The organism is Microbacterium sp. ARD31, assembly GCF_031844425.1.
The window spans coordinates 1230217-1253506 of the sequence record NZ_JAUZVE010000001.1; the positions used below are offsets into that span (position 1 = coordinate 1230217).

Annotated in this window: 20 protein-coding genes and 1 pseudogene; 12 read left to right on the top strand and 9 right to left on the bottom strand. The window is 71.0% G+C overall.

Translation table 11 applies throughout. The annotated features are described in order from the left end of the window. Nucleotides 1-35: 35 nt before the first annotated feature. A complete protein-coding gene (locus Q9S36_RS06155; RefSeq protein WP_253034796.1) occupies nt 36-1733 on the bottom strand; it encodes a glycerol-3-phosphate dehydrogenase/oxidase in 1698 nt (565 codons plus the stop codon). Nucleotides 1734-1863: 130 nt separating this feature from the next. Between Q9S36_RS06155 and Q9S36_RS06160 the strand changes: the two genes are divergently transcribed. The 8 genes from Q9S36_RS06160 (at nt 1864) to Q9S36_RS06195 (ending at nt 9660) form a co-directional block, all read left to right on the top strand. Further along, the gene (locus tag Q9S36_RS06160; RefSeq protein ID WP_253034795.1) at nt 1864-2823 is read left to right on the top strand and encodes a sugar-binding transcriptional regulator; all 960 of its coding nucleotides are present in this window, start codon (nt 1864-1866) and stop codon (nt 2821-2823) included. Nucleotides 2824-3101: 278 nt separating this feature from the next. Next, nucleotides 3102-4121, top strand: coding sequence for a bifunctional diaminohydroxyphosphoribosylaminopyrimidine deaminase/5-amino-6-(5-phosphoribosylamino)uracil reductase RibD (gene ribD / locus Q9S36_RS06165; protein ID WP_311284349.1), 1020 nt, complete (start codon nt 3102-3104; stop codon nt 4119-4121). After that, on the top strand, nt 4121-4768 hold the full coding sequence (locus tag Q9S36_RS06170; RefSeq protein ID WP_217531042.1) for a riboflavin synthase: 648 nt from the start codon (nt 4121-4123) through the stop codon (nt 4766-4768). The genes ribD and Q9S36_RS06170 overlap by 1 nt, the downstream gene beginning before the upstream one ends. After that, nucleotides 4765-6045: a GTP cyclohydrolase II gene (ribA, locus tag Q9S36_RS06175; protein WP_311284350.1), complete on the top strand. Its 1281-nt coding sequence runs from the start codon at nt 4765-4767 to the stop codon at nt 6043-6045. Before Q9S36_RS06170 ends, ribA begins: the two co-directional genes overlap by 4 nt. Continuing rightward, nucleotides 6042-6515 (top strand): 6,7-dimethyl-8-ribityllumazine synthase, encoded by a 474-nt coding sequence (ribH, locus tag Q9S36_RS06180; protein WP_311284351.1) that lies wholly within the window; start codon nt 6042-6044, stop codon nt 6513-6515. The genes ribA and ribH overlap by 4 nt, the downstream gene beginning before the upstream one ends. 58 nt (nt 6516-6573) lie before the next feature. Then, a complete protein-coding gene (locus Q9S36_RS06185) occupies nt 6574-6921 on the top strand; it encodes a Fe-S protein (RefSeq protein WP_311284352.1) in 348 nt (115 codons plus the stop codon). 170 nt (nt 6922-7091) lie between these two features. Next, nucleotides 7092-8540 carry an MFS transporter gene (locus tag Q9S36_RS06190; RefSeq protein WP_311284353.1) on the top strand — a complete coding sequence of 483 codons (1449 nt, stop codon included), beginning with the start codon at nt 7092-7094 and terminating at the stop codon, nt 8538-8540. A 127-nt stretch (nt 8541-8667) separates the two neighbouring features. After that, on the top strand, nt 8668-9660 hold the full coding sequence (locus Q9S36_RS06195) for an NADP-dependent oxidoreductase (protein WP_311284354.1): 993 nt from the start codon (nt 8668-8670) through the stop codon (nt 9658-9660). A gap of 3 nt (nt 9661-9663) precedes the next feature. Here the strand turns inward: Q9S36_RS06195 and Q9S36_RS06200 are convergent, their stop codons facing one another. Genes Q9S36_RS06200 through Q9S36_RS06210 form a run of 3 tightly spaced genes read right to left on the bottom strand, consistent with a single transcriptional unit; the run spans nt 9664 to nt 12301 of the window. Continuing rightward, nucleotides 9664-10485, bottom strand: a complete 822-nt coding sequence (locus Q9S36_RS06200; protein WP_311284355.1) for an ABC transporter permease — start codon at nt 10483-10485, stop codon at nt 9664-9666. Next, nucleotides 10482-11363 (bottom strand): ABC transporter permease, encoded by an 882-nt coding sequence (locus Q9S36_RS06205; protein WP_311284356.1) that lies wholly within the window; start codon nt 11361-11363, stop codon nt 10482-10484. The genes Q9S36_RS06200 and Q9S36_RS06205 overlap by 4 nt, the downstream gene beginning before the upstream one ends. Next, on the bottom strand, nt 11360-12301 hold the full coding sequence (locus tag Q9S36_RS06210) for an ABC transporter ATP-binding protein (protein WP_311284357.1): 942 nt from the start codon (nt 12299-12301) through the stop codon (nt 11360-11362). Before Q9S36_RS06210 ends, Q9S36_RS06205 begins: the two co-directional genes overlap by 4 nt. A gap of 59 nt (nt 12302-12360) precedes the next feature. On the opposite strand from Q9S36_RS06210, the gene Q9S36_RS06215 reads away from it, so the two are divergent. Further along, nucleotides 12361-14235 (top strand): ABC transporter ATP-binding protein, encoded by a 1875-nt coding sequence (locus Q9S36_RS06215; RefSeq protein WP_311284358.1) that lies wholly within the window; start codon nt 12361-12363, stop codon nt 14233-14235. 89 nt (nt 14236-14324) lie between these two features. On the opposite strand, the gene Q9S36_RS06220 is transcribed toward Q9S36_RS06215, so the two are convergent. After that, on the bottom strand, nt 14325-16226 hold the full coding sequence (locus Q9S36_RS06220) for a phosphoenolpyruvate carboxykinase (GTP) (RefSeq protein ID WP_311284359.1): 1902 nt from the start codon (nt 16224-16226) through the stop codon (nt 14325-14327). 110 nt (nt 16227-16336) lie between these two features. Here Q9S36_RS06220 and Q9S36_RS06225 point away from each other — a divergent pair, with 110 nt between their 5' ends. Continuing rightward, entirely contained in the window at nt 16337-17770 is a 1434-nt protein-coding gene (locus tag Q9S36_RS06225; protein ID WP_253034784.1) for a helix-turn-helix transcriptional regulator, read from the top strand. Nucleotides 17771-17957: 187 nt separating this feature from the next. On the opposite strand, the gene Q9S36_RS06230 is transcribed toward Q9S36_RS06225, so the two are convergent. Then, nucleotides 17958-18302, bottom strand: coding sequence for a DUF6054 family protein (locus Q9S36_RS06230; protein ID WP_064001314.1), 345 nt, complete (start codon nt 18300-18302; stop codon nt 17958-17960). A gap of 170 nt (nt 18303-18472) precedes the next feature. Here Q9S36_RS06230 and Q9S36_RS06235 point away from each other — a divergent pair, with 170 nt between their 5' ends. Next, the gene (locus tag Q9S36_RS06235) at nt 18473-20131 is read left to right on the top strand and encodes a thiamine pyrophosphate-binding protein (RefSeq protein WP_311284360.1); all 1659 of its coding nucleotides are present in this window, start codon (nt 18473-18475) and stop codon (nt 20129-20131) included. Between the two features lie 10 nt (nt 20132-20141). On the opposite strand, the gene Q9S36_RS06240 is transcribed toward Q9S36_RS06235, so the two are convergent. The 3 genes and pseudogenes from Q9S36_RS06240 to Q9S36_RS06250 all read right to left on the bottom strand — a co-directional run bounded on the left by Q9S36_RS06240 (nt 20142) and on the right by Q9S36_RS06250 (nt 22236). Next, nucleotides 20142-20384, bottom strand: a complete 243-nt coding sequence (locus tag Q9S36_RS06240; RefSeq protein WP_311284361.1) for a PLDc N-terminal domain-containing protein — start codon at nt 20382-20384, stop codon at nt 20142-20144. 23 nt (nt 20385-20407) lie between these two features. Continuing rightward, nucleotides 20408-21378: pseudogene (locus Q9S36_RS06245) on the bottom strand (squalene cyclase). Nucleotides 21379-21441: 63 nt separating this feature from the next. Beyond that, nucleotides 21442-22236, bottom strand: a complete 795-nt coding sequence (locus tag Q9S36_RS06250; RefSeq protein WP_311284362.1) for an NAD(P)H-binding protein — start codon at nt 22234-22236, stop codon at nt 21442-21444. A 179-nt stretch (nt 22237-22415) separates the two neighbouring features. On the opposite strand from Q9S36_RS06250, the gene Q9S36_RS06255 reads away from it, so the two are divergent. Beyond that, complete coding sequence (locus Q9S36_RS06255; RefSeq protein ID WP_311284363.1) at nt 22416-23276, top strand: ABC transporter substrate-binding protein; 861 nt, start codon at nt 22416-22418, stop codon at nt 23274-23276. Nucleotides 23277-23290: the final 14 nt, after the last annotated feature.

Genomic DNA, 23290 nt, shown 5'->3' on the forward strand with positions numbered 1-23290 from the left:
TGCTCATCGCCGGTGCGGCGACGGGGATGCCGGCGTCAGACGGCGACGGGATCGGCGGCGTGCACCGCGGCGAGCGCCCGATCGATCTCGGTGCGGCGCGTCGCGGCATCCCAGCCCATCACATCCGCGACGGCGTCGGCCACCTCTTCGACGACCTCGGGGGTCGCCTCGCCGCGGAACGCGATGTTGGTGCGGCGCAGCAGGATGTCCTCGAGGTGCACGATCGATTCGGTGCGCGCGATGTGGCGGAACTCGCCCGAGCTGAAGCGGGGCAGCGAGCTGAGGGGTGCGTCCTGGGCGTCCTGCCGGAGCGAGGCTGCCACGGCGAGGGCATGCGTGCCGTAGCGGTGCAGCAGACGGGTGCCGCGCTCGGCACCGAAGTCCGACAGGTGGTGGTGCACCCAGGCGTCGCGCTCGGCGTCGGTGCGGGGGAAGCCGACGGCGCCGCCGATGGGGAGCCCCTTCGTCGAGCGGACCCGCGTGCGTCCGATCCGGGACATCAGTTCGTCGGCCAGGCGTGCGGCGACGGCGCGGAAGGTCGTCCACTTGCCGCCGACGAGGCTGAGCACCGGCACGCCGTCGGAACCCGGCAGCGTCGCCTCCTCGATGCGGTAGTCGCGCGAGACGAAACCTGCGGCCATGTCGCCGTGACCGGGGAGCGGGCGGACGCCCGAGTAACGGAACACGATCTGGGACCGGTCGACGGGGATCGACGGGAAGACGTGGCCGATGAGGTCGAGGAAGTAGTCGACCTCCTCCTCCGTGCAGACGGCGGGCTCGGACATGTCGTGCTCGAGGTCGGTCGTGCCGACGAGGACCCGACCGTTGAGCGGGTAGATGAGCACGATGCGACCGTCGGAGTGCTCGAAGAAGATCTCCCGACCACCGGTCGCCTGCATCAGTTCGGGGTGGTCGAGCACGATGTGCGAGCCCTTGGTGCCGCCCATGTACCGGGTCGCGTCGCCGAGGGCCTCGTTGGCGAGGTCGGTCCACGGGCCGGCCGCGTTGAGGACGACGGATGCCGCGAACGGGAACTCCTCGCCGGTGACCTCGTCGCGGAGGACGACCTTGCCGCCGTCCACTCCGACCGCGGAGGTGTAGTTGGCGGCGCGGGCGCGGCTGCCGCCGAGCGCGACGCCGTCACGGACGAGGTCGAGGCCGAGGCGCTCGGGCTCGCGGAGGGAGGCATCCCAGTAGGTCGCCGTGTACTTCACGTCGGCGTTCAGGTCGGGGAGCTCCCGCAGCGAGCGGCGCCGACCGCGGAAGGTGTGCCGCGGGACGCGGCCGCCGCCGCGCGAGAACGAGTCGTAGATGATGAGGCCGACCTTGATCAGGAGGGCGCCGCGCTCGGTGGAGGCGGTCTTGCGGTGGAGCACCATGCGCAGCGGCGCGGAGAGCAGACCCGAGAACGTCGAGAAGATCGGCACGGTGGTCCGCAGCGGACGCACGTAGTGGGCCGCCGTCGTCAGGAGGTCGTTGCGCTCGGTGACCGCTTCGTGGACCAGGCGGAGCTCGCCGTTCTCGAGGTAACGGATGCCGCCGTGGATCATGTGGCTCGAGGCCGCCGACGCACCGGAGAGGAAGTCGCTGCGCTCGACGAGAGCCACGTCGACGCCCTGCAGCGCCAGGTCGCGGAAGGTCGCGACGCCGTTGATGCCGCCGCCGATGATGAGCACGTCCGCCTGCGGCCGCTCGCGCAGCGCCGTCGTCGCCTGTCGGGTCTCGGTATCCACGTCACACTCCCACTTCTGCCGGGCTCTCGCCCCGCTTGCCTCAGACCGCTTCCGAAGAAGCCGATGGGACCATGATGACAGCGGTGGACGGGATTGCAGTCCGGTTGCACATACGTGCACACTGTCATCCGTGGACGAGACCCTGGACCCCGACGACATCCGACGCGCGCTCACCGCGGCGCACCTGTACTACGTCCAGGACCGCACGATGGAGGCCATCGCCCGGGAGCTCGGCACCTCGCGGTCGACCGTCTCGCGTCTGCTGTCGCGCGCCCGCGCGACGGGCATCGTCGACATCCGCATCCGCTCCCCCTTCGCCGCTCCGCAGCTGCTGGAGCAGGAGCTCGCCGATCGTTACGGCATCACCGCTCACGTCGTCCCGGTCCCCGACGACGCGAGCGAGGTGGAGCGACTGGAGCGGGTCGCGACCGCCGCGGCGCACCTGCTCGGCGATCTCATCGAAGCGGATGCGACGGTCGGCGTCGCGTGGGGATCCACCACCGCCGCGGTCAGCCGCCGCCTCGTCCCCAAGGCCGTGCACGGCACGACCTTCGTGCAGCTGAACGGCTCCGGGAACACCCGCACCACGGGCCTGCTGTATGCGAGCGACATCCTGAGCCGCTTCGCCGTCGCCTACGGCGGCAGCGCGCAGCAGTTCCCGGTGCCCGCGTTCTTCGACGATCCGCGCACGAAGCAGGCCATGTGGCGCGAGCGGAGCACCACCCGCATCCTGGCCATGCAGGCGGCGATGGACCTCGTCGTCTTCAGCGTGGGGGCGGCGGATTCGCGCGTCCCCAGCCACGTGTACTCCGGCGGCTACCTCGAACCCGAGGAGCTCGCGGCGCTCGACCGCGAGGGCGTGGTGGGCGACGTCGCCACGGTCTTCTACCGCCTCGACGGGTCGACCCGCGGGATCGAGTTGAACGACCGGGCGACCGGGCCCCGCTTCGAGGTGCTGCGTCGCGTGCCGAGCCGGGTGTGCATCGTGTCGGGCGTCGACAAACGCGACAGCCTCCGGGGTGCGCTCGCGGCGCGGCTGGTCACCGAGCTCGTCGTCGACGAGGCCACCGCCCGCGCGTTGACCGGATGAGCGTCCGCGTCAAGAGATGACGGGGAATGAATCCGCGTCATCCCGGTTGACTACACTTCGAGAGCAAGAAACGTGCTCCGGGGTCGGTGGGAATCCGAACCGGCGGTGACAGTCCGCGAGCGGGACCCGAGGTCCTGCTGATCCGGTGGAAATCCGGAACCGACGGTGATGCGACGCGAGTCGCTAGTCCGGATGGGAGGCAGCACGGGCGCCTGCAGCGACCCTGCGGGACCGCCTGACGCGCCCGCGCCCCGGAGCACCCCATCGTGAGGATCCGGATGAGTGCCACCGACGCAGAGCGCGCCGCGCTTCGCCACGCTTTCGCGCTCGCTCAGCGTGGACCGCGGGGGGTCAACCCGCAGGTCGGCGCGGTCATCCTCTCCCCCGCGGGTGAGGTGCTCGCCGAGGGCTGGCATCACGGCGCGGGGACGCCGCACGCCGAGATCGACGCCCTCTCGAAGCTCGGACCGGATGCCGCGCGCGGCGCGACGGCCGTCGTGACCCTCGAGCCGTGCAACCACACCGGGCGCACCGGCCCCTGCGCGGTCGCGCTCATCGAGGCCGGCGTCGCCCGCGTCGTGTACGCCGTCGACGACCCGGGCGAGGTGTCCTCCGGGGGCGCCGCGCGGCTCCGGGACGCCGGCGTCGAGGTCGAGGGCGGCGTGCTGCGCGACGAGGGCGAGACGCTCATCGCGTCGTGGCTGACCGTGCAGCGCCTCGGAAGGCCCCACGTGACCCTGAAGTGGGCGCAGTCGCTCGACGGGCGGGCCGCGGCATCCGACGGCACCAGCCAGTGGATCACGGGACCCGAGGCCCGCGCCGACGTGCACCGCCGACGCTCGCTGGCGGACGCGATCGTGGTGGGGACGGGAACCGTCCTCGCGGACGATCCCGCACTGACGGCACGGCGCGAGGACGGCGGACTCTACGAGGACCAGCCCCGACCCGTCGTGGTCGGCGTCCGCGCCGTGCCGCAGGAGGCGCGACTGCGCAAGCACCCGCGGCCGTTCATGCAGGACGAGGGCGAGGACCTGCGGGACCTGCTGGACCGCCTCCGCGAGCTCGGCGCCCAGCGTGTGTTCATCGAGGGCGGCCCGACACTGGCGGCATCCTTCCTGCGCCAGGGGCTCGTCGACGAGCTCCTCGTCTACATCGCACCGACGCTGATCGGCGGCGACCGCCTCGCGGTCGGAGACATCGGCGTCGCGACCATCTCCCAGCAGCGACGCCTCGACATCACGGGCGTCGACCGACTCGGCGACGACATCCTCGTCACCCTCATCCCACAGGAGGCCTGATGTTCACCGGCATCATCGAAGAACAGGGCGTCATCACGGCGATCGAGCCCTCCGGCGACGGCGTGCGACTCACCGTGCGCGCGCCCCTCGCCGTCTCGGACGCGCAGCGCGGCGACTCGATCTCGATCAGCGGCGTCTGCCTGACGGTCACCGACCAGACCTCCGAGGGGTTCACGGCCGACGTCATGAAGCAGACGCTCGACATGTCGACGCTCGGCACCCTCGGGGTCGACTCCCGAGTGAACGTCGAGCGTGCCCTCGCCGCGCACACGCGCCTCGGCGGGCACATCGTGCAGGGACACGTCGACGGCACGGGCGAGGTCCTCGAGGTCCGCCCCGGCGAGCAGTGGCGCGTCATCCGCGTCTCGCTGCCGGCCGACCTCGCCCCGCTCGTCGTCGACAAGGGGTCCATCACGGTCCAGGGCGTCTCGCTCACCGTCTCGGACGTGTCCGAGCCGGACGCCGCGTCGCACTGGTTCGAGATCTCCCTCATCCCCGAGACGCTCGAGGTGACCACCCTCGGCACGCTCGCCCCCGGCGACCGCGTCAACCTCGAAACCGACATCCTGGCGCGGCACGTGCAGCGCCTGCTCCGATTCGCCTCAACCGACGGCATCCCGTCCGCAGAAGAAGGAGGCTCCCGATGAGCCTTTCGTCCATCCCCGACGCCCTGGCAGCCCTCAAGGAAGGCCGACCGATCCTGGTCGCCGACGACGAGAGCCGCGAGAACGAGGGCGACATCGTCCTGTCCGCCGAGCTCGCCTCGCCGGAGTGGCTCGCGTGGACCATCCGCTGGTCCAGCGGGTTCCTGTGCGCCCCGATGCCGGCCGACTGGGCCGACCGCCTCGACCTGCCTCCCATGGTCGAGCAGAACCAGGATGCTCGGAGCACGGCGTACACGGTGAGCGTCGACGCCGCGGAGGGCGTCACGACCGGCATCAGCGCCTCGGACCGCGCCCGCACGGCCAACGTGCTGGCCGACCCGGACTCGGTGCCGTCCTCGCTCATCCGCCCGGGGCACGTACTCCCCTTGCGCGCCGTCGACGGCGGCGTGCGCGAGCGCGCCGGCCACACCGAGGCCGCCGTCGAGCTCATGCAGCTCGCGGGCCTGCAACCGGTCGCCGTGATCGGCGAGGTCGTCGCCGACGACGGCAGCATGATGCGGATGCCGGGACTCCTCGAAATGGGCGAGCGCGAAGGCATCCCCGTCATCACGATCGAGCAGCTCATCGCGCACGTCAGCGCGGCCGACGGCGACGGCACCGCCGCCCACACCGACCACACCGCCAAGCGGCGCGTGAGCCTGCGCGCCGAGGCGACGGTCCCCACCTCGCACGGCCAGTTCCGCTTCCTCGCCTACAAGGATCGGATCACCGGCACCGACCACATCGCCGTCGTCTCGGGCGACCTCACCGAGGAAGCACCGCTCGTGCGCGTGCACTCCGAGTGCCTCACGGGTGAGGCGTTCGGCTCGCTCAAGTGCGAGTGCGGACCGCAGCTCGAGGCGGCGCTCGACGCGATCGAGCAGGACGGCGGCGTCGTCATCTACATGCGCGGCCACGAGGGCCGCGGCATCGGCCTCATCAACAAGCTGCGCGCGTACAGCCTGCAGGAGCGGGGCCTCGACACCGTCGATGCGAACCTCGCGCTCGGCCTGCCGGCCGACGCCCGCGACTACGCGGCGGCCGCCGGCATCCTGTCCGACCTCGGCGTGAAGCAGATCCGTCTGCTGACCAACAACACCGACAAGGTCGCGCAGCTGCGTGCCCTCGGTCTCACCATCGTCGACCAGGTGCCCCTGCTGGTCGGGGTCGGCGCGAACAACCATCAGTACCTGGCGACGAAGGCCGACCGCATGGGCCACATCATCGACGCCGACGAACTGCGCGAGGCCCTCGCGCACAGTGAGGAGCACACCGCATGAGCGGACACGGAGCACCCCGGGCCGAAGCGGTCGACGCGAGCGGCCTGTCCGTCGTCGTGATCGCCGGGCAGTGGCACGACACGATCACCGTCGGCCTGATCGCGGGCGCGAAGCGCATCCTCGACGCCTCGGGCGCCACGTGGCGCCTCGTGCGCGTTCCGGGCTCGTTCGAGCTGCCCGTCGCCGCCAAGGCCGCGCTCGACGCCGGCGCCGACGCGGCCGTCGCGCTGGGCGTCATCATCCGCGGCGGGACCCCGCACTTCGACTTCGTCTCGTCGGCCGCGACCGACGGCCTCACCCGTGTCGCCCTCGACACCGGCAAGCCCGTCGGCTTCGGCGTGCTGACGCTGGACGACGAGCAGCAGGGCCTCGACCGCGCCGGCCTCGACGGCTCGAAGGAGGACAAGGGCGCGGAAGCAGCGGATGCCGCCATCCGCACCGCGCTCGTCCTGCGGGACCTCCGCGGCTGACGCGCGTCACGCCTTCTCGATGCTGCGCGGGGTTTCGACCTTCAGGTAGCCTGAGGGCATGGAGATCCTGCGCAGCATCGTCGTCCTCGTCCACCTCGTCGGTTTCGCGACGCTTTTCGGGGCCTGGGTGGTCGAACTCGTCGGACAGCGCCGAGTGACGCGCATCATGCACTGGGGCCTCGGCATCGCACTCGTCGCGGGCCTCGCGCTCTCGGCGCCGTGGGGTCTCGACCACGACCTGAACTACGCCAAGATCGGCATCAAGCTCGTCGTCCTCGTCCTCATCGGCGGCCTCCTCGGTGCCGGCGCGGGACGCCTGCGGAAGTCGGGGTCGGTGCCCGCCGGGATCTTCTGGCCCATCGGCATCCTCACCCTCCTCAACGCCGGGCTCGCGGTCATCTGGTGACGACCCCCGCTCGCGGGGACATGCGGGAGTAGGCTTGAGGTTTGGCGCCGGCGACTCCGTCGGCGCCTCGGTGATCCCAGAGCTGTGACGCCCTCGCATCACCCCTGCGAGGACGTCCGCCGCCGACGCGTCCCATGAGGACCCACCGCTTCGTTCCGAAGGTCCCCCGCATGTCATCCGCAGCACCCGCGGCATCCACCGCACCCGCCAATCCCCGCTCCCGCGTCATCACGGCGAGCCTCATCGGCACCACGATCGAGTTCTACGACTTCTACGTCTACGCGACCGCCGCCGTCCTCGTCTTCCCCATCCTGTTCTTCCCCGCCGGCAACGACACCACGAACCTGCTGCTCTCGTTCAGCATCTTCGGCGCCGCCATGGTCGCCCGCCCCGTCGGCGCCGTCATCTTCGGCCACTTCGGCGACAAGTTCGGACGTAAGGCGACCCTCGTCGGGTCGCTGCTCACGATGGGTGTCGCGACCTTCGTCATCGGCCTCCTGCCGACGTTCGACCAGGTCGGCGTGCTCGCCCCGATCCTGCTGCTCGTCCTCCGCCTCGCGCAGGGCTTCGCCCTCGGCGGCGAGTGGTCGGGTGCCGCACTCGTCGCGACCGAGAACGCCCCGAAGGGCAAGCGCGCCTGGTACGGCACGTTCCCGCAGCTCGGCGCGCCGATCGGCTTCATCATCGCCAACACGGTGTTCCTGATGATCTACTTCCTGCTGCCGCACCCCGACGGCCCCGCGCAGCGCAGCGAGGAGTTCCTCGCCTGGGGCTGGCGCGTGCCGTTCCTGTTCTCGGCGGTCATGGTGATCGTCGGCCTGTACGTGCGTCTCAAGCTCGTCGAGTCCGACACGTTCGCCAAGGCCGAGAAGACGGGCGCGATCCGCAAGTTCCCCCTCGGCGAGGTCGTCCGTCGCCACTGGAAGCAGCTGATCCTCGGCACGTTCATCATGCTCGCCACGTACGTGCTCTTCTACCTGATGACGAGCTTCACCCTCGCCTACGGCACGAAGGCCACGGCCGAGGGAGCCGCCGCCGCAGCGGAGGCTGCGGGCACGGCGTTCGATGCGGCCACCTACGTGCCGGGCCTCGGGTTCGGGTACACCGACTTCGTCATCATGCAGATCGTCGGTGTCGTCTTCTTCGGCGTTTTCACGCTGCTCTCGGGCCCCGTCGCCGACACGATCGGCCGTCGCCGCCTGCTGCTGTGGATCACGGGGGCGATCGCCGTCTTCGGTCTGCTCTTCAACGTCTTCCTCCTGCCCCAGCTCGACCCGAAGTTCAGCGGCGCCCTCGTGCAGGCCTTCCTGATCTTCGGGTTCATGCTCATGGGTGCGACGTTCGGCCCGATGGGTGCCCTGCTCCCCGAGCTGTTCCCGACGAACGTCCGGTACACCGGGTCGGCGATCTCCTACAACGTGTCGTCGATCCTCGGCGCCGCGCTCGCCCCGATCGTCGCGACCGCCCTCTGGGCCGCCGCCGGCGGATCGCCGTGGCTCGTCGGCGTCTACCTGTCGGGCTCGGCCGTCCTCACCTTCATCGCCCTGTGGCTGTCGAAGGAGACGAAGGACGTCGAGTACGAGACGAACATCGGACACGTCGACCTCGGCGCACGCTGACCCGACCCTGACGAGCGGATGCCGCGCCCCACCCCACCGGGAGGGTCGCGGCATCCGTCTGTCAAGAGCTCCCCTCCGTCCGGGCGCAGGACTATCGTCGGCCCCACAGGCACGTGAGGAGTGGACGATGGCCATCAAGAAGGTCACACAGGCATCGGTCGTCGAGTACGACGAGACCGGCGGACCCGAGGTGCTCCACCTCGTCACCCGCCCGCTTCCGGAGCCCGGCCCGGGCGAGGTGACCGTCGAGGTCATGACGATGGGCCTCAACCACATCGACGGCTTCGTCCGCTCGGGCGCCGAGAAGGAATGGGACGACCCGTTCCCCCGCCGATCAGGCAGCTGCTTCGCCGGCACCGTGATCGCCGTGGGCCCCGACACGGCGGGCTTCCCCGTCGGCAGCGACGTCGTCGGTCACGTCCGCTCGGGAGCGCAGGCCAGCCACCTCACGGTGTCGACCGACCGGCTCGTGCGCAAGCCCAAGAACGTCACGTTCGAGACCGCGGGCGGTCTCTACCTCGCCGGCACGACGGCCCTCGACATCCTCGACGAACTCAAGGTGGGCGCCGGCGACACGGTGGTCGTCTCAGCCGCGGCGGGCGGTGTCGGCAGCGTCGAGGCGCAGATCGCCATGCACCGCGGTGCTCGCGTGATCGGGACGTGCGGCGACCGCAACTTCGACTACCTGCGTCAGCTCGGTGTGAAGCCGGTGCGCTACGGCGAGGGGATCGTCGACCGGATCCGCGCCCTCGCCCCCGACGGGGTCAGCGCGTACATCGACAACTTCGGGCAGGACGGACACGAGATCGCCGAAGCCCTCGGCGTCCCCGCGAGCAAGTTCCGCTCGAGCGCCGACCGTCGCGATCGCGAGGTCGCCCTGCTGTCGGACGACCCCGCGGCCGTCGCCCATGGCACCGACCAGCTGCGCAAGGTCGTCGAGCTCGCCGAGAAGCGGGCGGTCAACGTCCTCGTGTCGGGCTTCTACCCGCTCGCCGACGTCGCCGAAGCATACGACGACCTGCAGAAGCTGCACTCGCGCGGCAAGGTCGTGCTCGCGACGCATCCGGTCAACCCCCGCCGCATCCGCAAGGCGCGCGAGGTCATGGAATCGGGACGCTGACCCTCAGTCGAGGAACAGCGCGCGCAGGCGCTTCGTCGTGAAGACGAGTCCGACCGCGATCATCACGACGTAGTACAGGACGTGCCACAGCATGCCCGCCGACAGGATGCCGGTGGTCAGCCCGCGGATCAGTTCGACGCCGTGCCAGAGCGGCAGCGCCATGACGATCGACTGCACCCACTCGGGGTACACGGTGATCGGGTAGAACGTCGCCGAGAACAAGAACATGGGCAGCAGGACGAAGTTGATCCAGTCCATGTGCTGGAACGTCTTCATGTAGCTCGTGACGGCCATGCCGAGACTGGCGAAGCCGAACGCGATGAGGAGTACCGCCGGGATCGCGAGGATCGCCGTCCACGCCAGGTTCAGCCCGAGAATCTGCATGACGATCATGAACCCGGTGGCATAGAGCAGGCCACGCAGGAGCGCGTAGAGGATCTCTCCGAGCGCCACGTCGAGCGGGCCGAGCGACGTCGCCAGCATGCCCTCGTAGAGCTTGCCGTAATTGAGCTTGAAGAAGACGTTCCAGGTGGAGTCGTAGATCGCGCCGTTCATCGCCGAGACGGCGAGCAGGGCGGGAGCGATGAACGCGGCGTAGCTCACCGGGACTCCCTGGGAGGTCTCGACGTCGCCGATGAGCGCGCCGAGCCCCAGCCCCATCGACGCGAGGTAGAACACCGGCTCGAAGAAGCCGGAGAGGACGACCGCCCAGCTCGACGACCGGGCGGCGAGGAAGCCGCGCTGCACGACCGCGCCGGGGTTGCCGGCCCACAGCGCCCGCACTCCGCCGCGACGCGCGGAGGCCTGCACCGTCGCGGCGTTCACTTCGCAAGCCTCTCGACGAAGACCTTGCGGCCCCACAGGTAGCCGACGCCCGCGAGCACGACGAGGTACGCGAGGTGGACGGCGATCAGCACCGGCGGCACGGCGGCACCGTACGTCGCCAGTCGGCCGAGCTCGGCGCCGTGCCAGAGCGGCGAGACCCAGCCGATCCACTGCAGCCAGACCGGCAGGGTCTCGAGCGGGTAGAAGGTGCCCGAGAACAGGAACATCGGCATGAAGACGAACCGTTGGACGAGCGCGAACTGCCCCTTGTCGTCTTCGATCGACCCCGCGTACGCCATGAGCGGGATGCCGAAGGCGAGGCCCGCGAGCAGACCCGCCGGGATCGCGAGCCAGCCGGTCTCGGGATGCGGCACGGTCGTCCACCCGATGCCGAGGGCACCCAGGAGCCAGATGAAGAGGTAGTACGCCGCGACCGCGAAAGTCATGCGGGCGGCGGCGCCGATGACGACGCCGTTCGCGATCTGCGGGCTCGACAGGGCGGACGCGTTGAACCCGAAGAAGTAGCGCCGCCACTTGAACCCGGCCATGACGGGGTAGGTCATCTCCTCGGAGGCGACCGAGATCGCCGCCGTGACGAGGAGGGCAGGGGCGACGAACACGAGGTAGTCCACCTGCACGCCGCGGTCGTCGATGGGCGCCTGGATGAGGGCGGCGAGACCCGCCGCGAGACCCAGCAGATACAGCACCGGCTGCCCGAGGGCGCCGACGACGATCGTCCACCCGTACGCGCGCATCGCGCGGACCATGTGCTCAGTCACGTACCAGCTGCCGTACCGGCGCGGCTTTCGGCCCCACTCCAGGGCCTCGGCGCGCAACTCGTCGAGCGTCGGCTGCACCGACGCGGTCGTTCCGCTCATTCGATCAGCGACCGTCCGGTGAGACGGAGGAAGACATCCTCGAGACTCGAGCGGCGCACGAGACTCGTGAGGGGCTGCAGGCCCGCGGCCGTGACGCGCTCGAGCGCGGCCTCGCCGTCGTGCGCGTACACGAGGATGCGGTCGGGCAGCACCTCGATGCGATCGCCGACCCCCTGCAGCTGCGCCGCGACCTGCTCGTTGCGGTCGGACCCGAAGCGCACCTCGAGGACTTCGCGGCTGGAGTGCTCGCGGATGAGGGAGGCCGGGCTCCCCTCGGCCATGATGCGCCCCTTGTCGACGACGACGAGCCGGTCGCAGAGCTGTTCGGCCTCGTCCATGTAGTGCGTCGTGAGGACGAGGGTCGTCCCGCGCTCCTTGAGGCGGAACAGGCGGTCCCACAGGACGTGCCGCGCCTGCGGGTCGAGCCCCGTCGTCGGCTCGTCGAGGAGCAGGATGCGGGGGTCGTTGATGAGTCCGCGGGCGATCGTGAGGCGACGCTTCATGCCGCCGGAGAGCTGGTCGACCTTGCTCTTGGCTTTGTCCTCGAGCTGCGCGAAGGCGAGCAGCTCGTCGGCCTTCTCGGCGCACACCTTCCCGGGAAGCCCGAAGTACCGGCCGTAGATGTAGAGGTTCTCGCGGGCGTTGAGCTCACCGTCGAGGTTGTCCTGCTGCGGGACCACGCCGAGCCGGGACCGGATCTCGGGTCCGTACCGGTCGGGATCGAGCCCGAGGATCGAGAGATCGCCGCTCGTGCGGGTCGAGACGGCGCCGATCATCTTCATCGTCGTCGACTTTCCCGCGCCGTTCGGGCCGAGGAGACCGAACGACTCGCCCGGCGCGACCTCGAACGACAGGCCGTCCACGGCGACGAAGTCGGGCTTGCCCTTGGTCTTGTAGGCCTTCACGAGGCTCTCGGCGCGGATCACGGCTTCTGGCACCGCACCACCCTACCGACGGCATCGGACATCCCCTCAGCCGCGAGGGGGAAGATAGAGGGATGTCCACGCCCCGCCGCGGTCTGCGTCGCCCCTCGAAGGACGACGGCCCCCGCGCCAGCCTCCGCCAGCTCCTCCCCTTCCTGCTCGAGCACAAGGGCGTCCTCGTCGTCGTCGCCGTCCTGAGCGTCCTCGAGGCGGTCGCCACCCTCGTGCAGCCGCTCCTCGTCGGCGACGTCATCGGGCGCGTGCAGGCCGGCCAGGCCCTCGGCATCCTCGTCTGGGTCCTCGTGGGCCTCGTGGTCGTCTCGTCCCTCATCGGCGGGTTCCAGCACTACCTCCTGCAGCGCACCGGCACCGCGGTCGTCTACTCGAGCCGGCGGCGTCTGATCGCGAAGCTCCTGCACCTTCCGGTGCAGGAGTACGACGCGCGGCGCACCGGCGACCTCGTCTCGCGCGTGGGCACCGACACGACACTGCTTTACGCGGTCCTCACGCAAGGCTTCGCGGACTCGATCGGCAACGCGCTCATCTTCGTCGGCGCGATCGTCGCGATGCTCGTGATCGACCCGGTGCTGCTGCTGCTCATCGTGGTCGTGATCGGCGCCTCGGCCGCCGTCGTCGGCGTCCTGAGCGGACGCATCCGGCGAGCGACGTCCGTGCAGCAGGAGAAGGTCGGCGCCCTCGCCTCGGGTGTGGAACGCGCGATCGGCTCGATCCGCACGATCCGGGCATCGGGCGCCGAGTCCCGCGAGCAGGCGGCCATCTCGGCCACCGCGAGCGAGGCGTACGACGCCGGCGTGTCGGTCGCGAAGGCGTCGGCGGTCGTCGTCCCCGTCGCGGGCATCGCGCTGCAGGTGTCGCTCCTCGTCGTCCTCGGCGTGGGTGGTTTCCGCGTCGCGTCGGGCGCGATCGAGATCGCCCAGCTGGTCGTCTTCGTCATGTTCCTCTTCTTCCTCGTTCAGCCCCTCGCCTCGTTCTTCGGAGCCATCACGTCGGTGAACCAGGCCCTCGGCGCGCTCGGCCGCATCCAGGAGGTCCTCGACCTGCCGGACGAGACGGCAGAGGATGCCGCGATCGCGGCATCCGCTGTCACCCCCTCCCCCGACGGCACGGCGGCGATCGAGTTCCGTGACGTGCACTTCTCCTACCCCGAGGCGGTCGTCCGCGCCCGCCGCAGCGCGCAGGACGAGGCGCTGAAGACCCTCGCGGACGCGCGCGCACCCCTGCCCGAGGACGCCGAGCCGGAGCCCGAGGCCACGGTGCTGCGGGGCGTCTCGTTCCGGGTGCCGCGCGGATCCCGCGTCGCCCTCGTCGGCCCGTCCGGCGCCGGGAAGTCGACGACCCTCGCACTCATCGAGCGGTTCTACGACCCGACGGCCGGCGCCGTGCTCATCGACGGCGTCGACGCCCGCGCGCTCGACCGGCTCTCGCTGCGCGCCCGCCTCGGCTACGTCGAGCAGGACGCCCCGACCCTCGCCGGCACGATCGCCGACAACCTGCGGCTCGCGTCACCCGACGCCTCCGATGCGGACTGCGAACGGGTCCTCGCCGCCGTCAACCTGACGGACGTGCTCGAGCGGTCGCCGCTGCGGCTGCAGGCGCCGGTCGGCGAAGCGGGCGTCATGCTCTCGGGCGGCGAGCGCCAGCGCCTCGCGATCGCGCGGGCGCTGCTGGCCGCTCCTCCGATCCTGCTGCTCGACGAGTCGACGTCGTCGCTCGACGGGCTCAATGAGCAACGGATGCGGGAGGCGATCGACGCCGTCGCGGCCGGCCGCACGCTCGTCGTGATCGCCCACCGGCTCTCGACCGTCGTCGACAGCGACCTCATCGTGGTCCTCGACCACGGCCGCGTCGTCGGCCAGGGCACGCACGACGAGCTCATCCGCGACGTGCCGCTCTACCGCGACCTCGCCGCCCGTCAGCTGCTCGTCTGACCCGAACGCACCGCGAGCCGACGCGAACGGCGGCTCCCGGCATCCGGGAACAGCCGTTCGCGTCGGGTCGGCGGCCGAAACGTCGCGCGTCAGGCGCGCTGCTGGGTGCGCTTCAGGCGGTAGCGGAGGGCGGCGAGCTCGGCGTACAGGGCCGCGGGGACCTTGCCGCCGAAGGTGCGGTAGAACTCCTCGGTGAGGTCGGCTTCGGCGAGCCAGGATGCCGGGTCCACCGCGAACAGCTCGTCGAGATCCGCCTGCGGCACCTCGATACCCGCGAGGTTGAGGTCCTCGGTGCGCGGAAGGCGTCCGACGGGGCTGTCGACGGCGCCGACGGACCCGTCGATCCGGCGGATGATCCAGTCGATGACGCGCGCGTTGTCGCCGAAGCCCGGCCACAGGAAGCGTCCGTCGGACCCCTTGCGGAACCAATTGACCTGGAAGATGCGCGGAGCGCGGTCGAAGCGCAGCTGCTGCCCGACCTTCAGCCAGTGGGCGAAGTAGTCGGCCATGTTGTAGCCGCAGAACGGCAGCATGGCGAACGGGTCGCGGCGCAGCTCGCCGACGAGTCCCTCAGCGGCCGCGGTGCGCTCGGACGAGATGTTCGAGCCCATGAACACGCCGTGGGTCCAGTCGGTCGCCTCGACCACGAGCGGCACGTTGGTCGCGCGGCGCCCGCCGAAGAGGATCGCGTCGAGCGGCACCCCCTCGGGGGCATCCCAGTCCTCGGCGATCTGGGGGCACTGGTCCGCGCTGACCGTGAAGCGCGAATTCGGGTGGGCCGCAGGACGACCGGATGCCGGGGTCCAGGGCTTGCCCTCCCAGTCCGTGAGCTCGGCGGGCGCCTCGTCGGTGAGACCCTCCCACCAGACGTCGCCGTCGGGGCGCAGCGCGACGTTCGTGAAGATCGTGTTGCCCCAGAGCGTGTCGACCGCCGTCACATTGGTGGACTCACCGGTGCCGGGCGCGACGCCGAAGAAGCCGGCCTCGGGGTTGATCGCCCAGAGGCGTCCGTCGTCGCCCGGGCGCAGCCACGCGATGTCGTCGCCGAGGGTCTCGACGCGCCAGCCCGGGATCGTCGGGCGGAGCATGGCGAGGTTCGTCTTGCCGCAGGCCGAGGGGAACGCGGCGGCGACGTGGTAGGCCTTGCCGGCCGGGTCGATGACGCGGATGAGCAGCATGTGCTCGGCGAGCCAGCCCTCGTCCCGTCCGATGACCGAGGCGATGCGCAGCGCGAAGCACTTCTTCGCGAGGATCGCGTTGCCGCCGTAGCCTGAGCCGAAGGACCACACCTCGAGCGTCTCGGGGAAGTGCACGATGTACTTCTCGTCGTTGCAGGGCCAGGCGGCGTCCTGCTCGCCGGGCGCGAGCGGAGCGCCGACGGAGTGCACCGTCTTGACCCAGGGCTTGCCGTCGGCGATCTGCTCCAGCACCGACGCGCCGACCCGCGTCATGATCCCGATCGAGGTGACCGCGTAGGCGCTGTCGGTGACCTGCACACCGATGTGCGAGAGCGGCCCGCCGACGGCTCCCATCGAGAACGGGACGACGTACATCGTGCGACCGCGCATGCTGCCCTCGAACAGGGGCGTGATGGTAGCGCGGATCTCGTCGGGCGCGATCCAGTTGTTGGTGGGCCCGGCATCCTCTTCACGCTCCGACGCGATGAAGGTGCGCGCCTCGGTGCGGGCGACGTCGCTCGGGTGCGAGCGGGCGAGGTACGAACCGGGCCGCCACTCGGGGTTGAGCTTGATGAGCTTGCCCTCGTCGACCTGCTGGCGCAGGAGCGCCTCGTTCTCGGCGGCGGAGCCGTCGACCCAGTGGATGCGGGCGGGCTGAGTGAGGGCGGCGATCTCGTCGACCCAGGCGTGCAGGGCCGCCATGCCCTCACCCGTGACGGTGGGGCGGATGCCGGTGGGCGCCGCCGCGGCTGTGTGCGCAGCGGGCGTGGGCGCGATGCGGGTGGGGCGGGTGAACAGGTCTGCGATGGCCATTCGGCGCTCCTCGGTCGGGGTGGTCGTGGTTCCACTGTGCCGGGTGGATCGCGGCGCTTTCCGGGATTCTCGACGTAAAGAATCCGAAATTTTTCGCTAGGCTCAAGATCATGGCGACGCCCCTCCAGCTCTCGACCCTCGGCCACCGCATCCGTCATCAGCGCCAGGCCCACGGGTACACGCTCGACGAGCTCGGGGCGATCGTCGGCATCGCCGGCAGCCAGCTCAGCCTGATCGAGAACGGCAAGCGCGAGCCGAAACTGTCGGTCCTGCAGGCGATCGCGACGGCGACCGGGACCGATGTCACCGACCTGCTCTCGAACGAGCCGCCGAACCGGCGGGCCGCGCTCGAGCTCGAGCTCGAGCGCGCGCAGCAGAGCCCGGTCTTCCGCCGCCTGGGCGTGGCGCCCGTCAAGGTCACCAAGACGATGACGGACGAGACGATCGAGGGGATCCTCGCGCTCCACCGCGAACTCGAGCGCCGGGAGCGCGAGTCGATCGCGACCCCGGAGGAGGCACGTCGCGCCAACACGGAACTGCGACTGCGGATGCGAGAGCAGAACAACTATCTGCCCGACATCGAGAAGCTCGCGGAGAAGAAGCTGAAGGCAGCCGGCCACACGACCGGTGCGCTCACCCACCGCACCGTCAGCATCATGGCAGAACAGCTGGGCTTCGAGCTGATCTATGCGAACGACCTCCCCCACTCCGCTCGCTCGGTCACCGACCTGGAGAACGGCCGGATCTATCTGCCCCCGGCATCCATCCCCGGCGGACACGGCCTGCGCTCGATGGCCCTGCAGGCGATGGCGCACCGCCTGCTCGGGCACGCCCCACCCACGGACTACGCCGACTTCCTGCAGCAGCGCCTCGAGATCAACTACTACGCCGCGTGCTGCCTCATGCCCGAGACGGCATCCGTCGCGTTCCTGTCGCAGGCAAAGAAGGAGCGCAACCTGGCCGTCGAGGATTTCCGCGACGCGTTCGGCGTCACGCACGAGGCGGCCGGGATGCGGCTGACGAACCTCCTGACGCAGCACCTCGACATCCCGCTGCACTTCCTGCGCGTCGACGGGGCGGGTGCCATCAACCGCGTCTACGAGAACGACGGTCTCCCGCTGCCCATGGACGTCACCGGCTCGGTCGAGGGTCAGGTCGTCTGTCGGAAGTTCGCGGCGCGGTCGGCGTTCGCCGAGCAGAACCGCACGACCGAGCACTACCAGTACACCGACACCCCCGGCGGCACCTTCTGGTGCTCGAGTCAGACGGGAACGACCGCCGAGGGCGAGTTCTCGATCACCGTCGGCGTACCCTTCGACGATGCCCGCTGGTTCCGGGGGCGCGAGACGCAGAAGCGCGCCACGTCGACCTGCCCCGACGAGGCCTGCTGCCGGCGGCCGGACGCCGATCTCACCGAACGCTGGCAGGGCAAGGCGTGGCCGAGCGCCCGCGTGCACATGCAGATGTTCTCGCCGCTGCCGCGCGGGATGTTCCCCGGAGTCGACGACGGCGAGGTGTACGCGTTCCTCGACCGACACGCGTGAACGTCGTGTTGATCGCCGCCGCGGGACGGGTGTAGCGCGAGTGAGGTTCGCCTGAAGTCCTGCGCCTGCAGGGCGCCCAGATGCTCGGCGACCTCCACGACGCTCGCCGCGGGCGAGGCGAGCAGGTGCGAGCGGAGCCGGTGCGCGCGGACCGTCGCGGCATCCGTCATCTCGGCATCCAATCCGCTCAGGCCGACGTCGCGTAGGGCTCGAGCGCGTCGATCACGCTGGAGGCGAAGTCGGCGCTCGCGCCCCAGTCGAAGCGGAACAGCGCCCCCTCGCCCCCGCCGGATCCGCGGAAGACGGCCTTCGTCGGGCCGGCGAGGTTCTCGATCACGACCGTGAGGGACGCGCGACTGCTCGTGCGCATGTAGTACTTCTCGAAGATCAGCAGCGCCATCTGGTGACCGGACTCCGTCGCCGTGGCGTGCTGCCCCACGCACTCGACCGTCATGCCCGACGACTGCACATGGTCGAGGACGATGCGTGCCGCGTCGAACGGGGTGAGGCTGATCTCCATCGTCTGCAACATGACCGCAGTGTGGCACGCGGGCGTGATTCCCGCGCGCGTCGTAGCTACACTGAATGCCGTCCAGGGCCGCGACCGACCCTGGTGCTCGGAAAAGGGGCACGCAGCCACCCGCGACGCCGCGGGGAGCGAGACACATACGGCATCCGTCGTCATCGTCTCCAGGAGCACCCATGCCCACCGTCGCCGCCCACGTCGCCTCCGCCCTCGCCGCCCACATCGACCATGTCTTCGGCGTGATGGGCAACGGCAACGCCCTCGTCCTCGACGCCCTCGAGCGTCGCGACGACGTCACCTTCACCGCCGTCCGCCACGAGGCGGGCGGGGTCGTCGCCGCCGACGCGCACCATCGGGCCGGGGGCGGGCTCGCCGCCGCGACCGCCACCTACGGCGCCGGGTTCACGAACACGCTCACCGCGCTCGCCGAGGCGGCACAGGCTCGGGTGCCGCTCGTGCTCGTGGTCGGCGACGAACCGACCTCGGGTCCGCGTCCGTGGGACGTCGACCAGCTCTCGCTCGCGTCGGCGGTCGGCGTCCGCACCTACACCGTCGGACGGACGGATGCCGCGGCCACGACGGTCATCGCCATCGAGCACGCCCTGTCGTTCCGCATCCCCGTCGTCCTCGCGATCCCCTACGACGTCGGCGGCCGCGAGGCGGGCGAGATCCCCGCGACACCCGATCCGGTGCTGCCCGCCCCGCTCGTACCCACCGGTGCGCACGCCGAGGCGACCGTCGCGACGATCGCGCGTCTGCTCGCCGCGGCGGAGCGACCCCTGCTGCTCGCCGGCCGCGGCGCATGGACCGCGGGGGCCGGCGACGAGCTCGGACGTCTCGCCGACGCAGCCGGCGCGCTGACGGCATCCACCGCCCTCGGCCGGGGGATCTTCCCGCGCGCGGAGTTCGACCTGGGGGTCACGGGCGGCTTCGGGGCAGAGCGGGCCATGGCGACGGTCCGCGAGGCCGACGTCGTCGTCGTCTTCGGCGCCTCGCTCAACCAGTTCACGATGCGCTTCGGCGAACTGTTCGCCCCCGACGCGACGATCGTTCAGGTCGACGTCGCACCCGCGGCGACGCATCCGCAGGTCGGCCGGTACCTGCGGGCGGATGCCGCCCTCGCCGCGCGGGCGATCGCCGACGAGCTCGAGCGTCTCGGCGGCGGCGCGTCGCGCTGGCGGGAAGGCGTCGACGTCGCCGCACTGCGCGCGCGGGAGCACGGCGACGGCATCGCCCCCGACGGCCGGCTCGATCCCCGCAGCGCGGCGGCGGCCATCGCGGAGCTGCTGCCCGAGGACCGCGTCGTCGTCTCGGACGGGGGCCACTTCATCGGCTGGGCCAACATGTTCTGGCCGGTCGCCTCACCCGACCGGATGATGATGGTCGGCACCGCATATCAGTCGATCGGGCTCGGCTTCCCGTCGGTCCCCGGTGCGGCGACGGCGCGTCCCGAGTCGACGATCGTTCTCACGACCGGCGACGGCGGCGGACTCATGGCGATCGCCGACCTCGAATCCGCCGTCCGGGTCGCGCGCGGCCGCGGCCTCGCGGTCGTGTGGAACGACGGCGCGTATGGCGCCGAGGTGCATTTGTACGGGGTGATGGGACTGGCGCGCGGGCCGATGGAGATCCCCGAGGTCGACTTCGCCGGCCTCGCCCGCGCCGTCGGTGCCGAGGGCGTCGTCGTGCGGACCCTCGACGACCTCGACGCGCTCGCACACTGGCGGGAGCTGCCGGCGGACGAGCGCCCGTTCCTGCTGCTGGACCTGCGCGTGTCCGGCGCCGTCCGCGCGCCGTACCAGGAGGAGATCCTGCAGGTGAACCTGCGGCGCTGAGGCGCGAACGTCAGGTGCGGGCGTCGGGGCGGCCCTCGAGGCCGGCCCGCCGACCGACCGCGAGCCACGCGACGGGGCCGAGGACCGGGACGAACAGCACCACGAGGACCCCGGCGAGCGCCTGCACCGACGTGAAGCCTCGCCCTGCGCGCGCGAGCGACACGAGCGCGACGACGGCCAGCGCGACCACGATCACCGCGACGAGCGACCAGACCACGTCGTAGACGGACGGGAGCAGCGGGTTGACGATCACATCCCTGAACCTACGCGGTCCGCTCACCGGTCGGCATCCCACCACTGCAGCGCGCGGAGCGCGAGGAAGGTGAGCCAGCGCGAGGGCTGTCCCTCGGGAGCGTCGACATCGAACCAGCGGCGCCCTTCGAGGACGCGACCCTGGTGCCACGTCCCGTCGGGCTGCTGCGCGGCCCGCACCAGGTCGACGGCGTCCGAGAGTCGCTCGTCGGGGGCGACGCCGTCGTGCAGGGATGCCTCGCGGAAATGGTCGAGGGCGGCGAGTGCGCTGTAACGGTGCCGGTTCGGGTAGACGAACTGCGTCACGAAGGGTCCGACGAGGTCGCCGGTCGACAGCCGGTACAGCAAGCGGCGCTCGAGCAGATACTCCTGACCGCGTCGGCGACTGTCGCGCAGGGCGGTATCGCCCGTGAACTCCTCGTAAGCGAGCATGCCCCGTAGGGCGTTGAGGGTCGAGTGGAACGAGCTGCGGACGGAATCACCCTCCTCGGCCTCGCAGTTCCACCCGCCGTCGGCGAGCTGATGCTCGGGGAACCACTGCGCGAGCCGCGAGACGTCGGCGCCGAGCCAGGCCCCGGTCCCGAGCGTGAAGGCGTTGATGCAGACGTCGACCTCGCCGCCCCAGTAGGGCAGGTCGTCGTACTCCCACCGACTGTGGCGGTCGAGCTTGTCAGCGGTGTCCCCGAGGGTGGATGCCGGGACTCCCCACTCGCGCAGATCCTTCAGCGTCCAGGTCGTCGCCGTCCACGGCTGCCCCGGCATCTCCGCTTCGGGGCTGCCGAAGAACCCGACCGGGAAGTACGCGCCGCCCTCCCACTGTCCGTCCTGACCCTGCTGCGCGAGCAGGGCCGCGCCGTACCCCTCCGTCGCGACACGCGGGCGCGCGTCGCCTGCCACACCTCGGCCGGCTCCCCCGCGAGGTCGCGCTCGACCTGCCATCGCAGCGACGGGTCGGAGTCGCGCAGCCAGTCGAGGATCCGGGGGTCGACGCTCATGTGCTCATCCTCCCGCGCGCCACCGACACCCGCCAAGGGTCGACGCCCAGGTTCCCGCGGCGGTCAGCGCTCGGCGAGCATCTCGCCGTAGCCGTCCTCGAACGTCGGGTAGGCGAGCGGGCCGACGACCGAGCGCAGCAGCGCACCGTCGAGCACGGTGCCGCGCCGCTCACCCGGTGCGCCGCGCGGCGGCACCGGCAGCCCGAGGCGTCCGGCGAGGAACGTCACGACCTCGCCGAGCGTGGCGGGGCGCTCGTCCGTGCCGTGCACCACCCGCGGCGGGGCGTCCGCCGCGAGCAGGGCGAGGATCGTCCGCACGACGTCGGTCTCGTGGATGCGGTTGGTCCGGCGCTCGTGGTCGATCGGCACGCCGCCCTGCACCTGGCGGATGAGGCGGTCGCGCCCGGGCCCGTAGATCCCCGCCGGCCGCAGGATGACCGCGTCCAGCAGGTCGACGGCGCGCACCTCTCCGTCGACGAGCTGCTGCGCGCGCGGACCCGCCGGGCGCGGCTCGTCGGCCTCGGTCAGGGGGCGGTCGTCGCCGTACCCCTCGAAGACGCGCGTCGACGAGACCCACACCGTCCGCCCCGGCGCCGCGGGAAGCGCCGCCGCCAGATGGCTCGCCGCCGCGGCGAGGAAGTCGTCGTCCCCGGGCGGCAGTGTCACGACGACGGCGTCGACGGCCGGCAGCGGGCGTTCCAGCGGACGCGAGAGGTCGGCCGCGATGTGGTGATTGTCGGGCTCGGATGCCGCCGACCGCCGCAGTGTCCAGACCTCGCCGCCCGCGTCGCGCAGCGCGGCCGCGACACGCGAGCCGATCCGACCGGACCCGACGATGAGAGTGCGAGAAGGAGTCACCCCGTCATCCTCTCAAGCGCTCACCGACCAGCGGCGATGACGGGCGTGTAACAAAGCGACGCTCCGGGCCCGCGGCATCCCTCCCCGCGCGAGAATGAGGGTCGGCACCCGCCCGATCGCGCGGCGTCGCCACCCGAACCCCCCTCGACCGAGCCTGCTCGGCGCCTCCGGAGGCCCTCATGTCCCGTCGTCCCGCCCTGCGCACCGCACTCGCGGCATCCGCTGCCGCCCTCGCCCTGCTCCTCGGAGGCTGCGCGACCAGCGCCGCGCCGAGCGCCTCGTCCTCGTCGGATGCGGGCCCCTCCCCCGACGACTACGTCACCCCCGGCAAGCTGACGATCGCGACCGGCGAGACCGCGTACGAGCCGTACGTCATCGACGACGACCCGGAGTCCGGCGAGGGCTTCGAAGCCGCCGTCGCCTACGCCGTCGCCGACAAGCTCGGCTTCGCGAAGGACGACGTCGAGTGGGTGCGGACGAGCTTCGACGCGGCGATCGCTCCGGGACCGAAGAGCTTCGACTTCAACGTCCAGCAGTACACGATCACCGACGAGCGCAAGCAGGGCGTGGACTTCTCGTCGCCCTACTACTCCGCCAGCCAGTCGCTGATCGCCCTCAAGGGCGGGAAGGCCGACGGCGTCACCGACCTCGCGGGGCTCAAGGACATCACGATCGGAGCGATGGCGAACTCCACGAGCGCCCTCACCCTCGACGCGCTCGACCTCGGACTGGAGCCGAAGCTCTACAACTCGAACGAGGACGCCACCGCCGCCCTGAGTGCGGGCCAGGTCGACGCCGTCGTCCTCGACACCCCGACCGCCTACGTCGCGGTGAACTTCTACATCGAGAACTCGTTCTTCGTCGGCGAGCTGCCGAAGTCGGGCATCGAGGACCAGTGGGGCCTCCTCCTCGCGAAGGACTCGCCGCTGACCCCCGCCGTCAGCGCCGCCGTCGACGAGCTCCGCGAGGACGGCACCCTCGCCGACCTCGAGGAGAAATGGCTCTCGGGTCTGACCGAGGGCGTCACCGAGCTCCCGTGAGGGCGCGCTAGCGT

Bases quoted from the DNA above. Each gene is read 5' to 3' on its own strand.
- ribD (WP_311284349.1), top strand. From the start codon at position 3,102: ATGAGTGCCACCGACGCAGAGCGCGCCGCGCTTCGCCACGCTTTCGCG.
- Q9S36_RS06170 (WP_217531042.1), top strand. From the start codon at position 4,121: ATGTTCACCGGCATCATCGAAGAACAGGGCGTCATCACGGCGATCGAG.
- ribA (WP_311284350.1), top strand. From the start codon at position 4,765: ATGAGCCTTTCGTCCATCCCCGACGCCCTGGCAGCCCTCAAGGAAGGC.
- ribH (WP_311284351.1), top strand. From the start codon at position 6,042: ATGAGCGGACACGGAGCACCCCGGGCCGAAGCGGTCGACGCGAGCGGC.
- Q9S36_RS06185 (WP_311284352.1), top strand. From the start codon at position 6,574: ATGGAGATCCTGCGCAGCATCGTCGTCCTCGTCCACCTCGTCGGTTTC.
- Q9S36_RS06190 (WP_311284353.1), top strand. From the start codon at position 7,092: ATGTCATCCGCAGCACCCGCGGCATCCACCGCACCCGCCAATCCCCGC.
- Q9S36_RS06195 (WP_311284354.1), top strand. From the start codon at position 8,668: ATGGCCATCAAGAAGGTCACACAGGCATCGGTCGTCGAGTACGACGAG.
- Q9S36_RS06205 (WP_311284356.1), bottom strand. From the start codon at position 11,363: ATGAGCGGAACGACCGCGTCGGTGCAGCCGACGCTCGACGAGTTGCGC.
- Q9S36_RS06215 (WP_311284358.1), top strand. From the start codon at position 12,361: ATGTCCACGCCCCGCCGCGGTCTGCGTCGCCCCTCGAAGGACGACGGC.
- Q9S36_RS06220 (WP_311284359.1), bottom strand. From the start codon at position 16,226: ATGGCCATCGCAGACCTGTTCACCCGCCCCACCCGCATCGCGCCCACG.
- Q9S36_RS06225 (WP_253034784.1), top strand. From the start codon at position 16,337: ATGGCGACGCCCCTCCAGCTCTCGACCCTCGGCCACCGCATCCGTCAT.
- Q9S36_RS06230 (WP_064001314.1), bottom strand. From the start codon at position 18,302: ATGTTGCAGACGATGGAGATCAGCCTCACCCCGTTCGACGCGGCACGC.
- Q9S36_RS06235 (WP_311284360.1), top strand. From the start codon at position 18,473: ATGCCCACCGTCGCCGCCCACGTCGCCTCCGCCCTCGCCGCCCACATC.
- Q9S36_RS06255 (WP_311284363.1), top strand. From the start codon at position 22,416: ATGTCCCGTCGTCCCGCCCTGCGCACCGCACTCGCGGCATCCGCTGCC.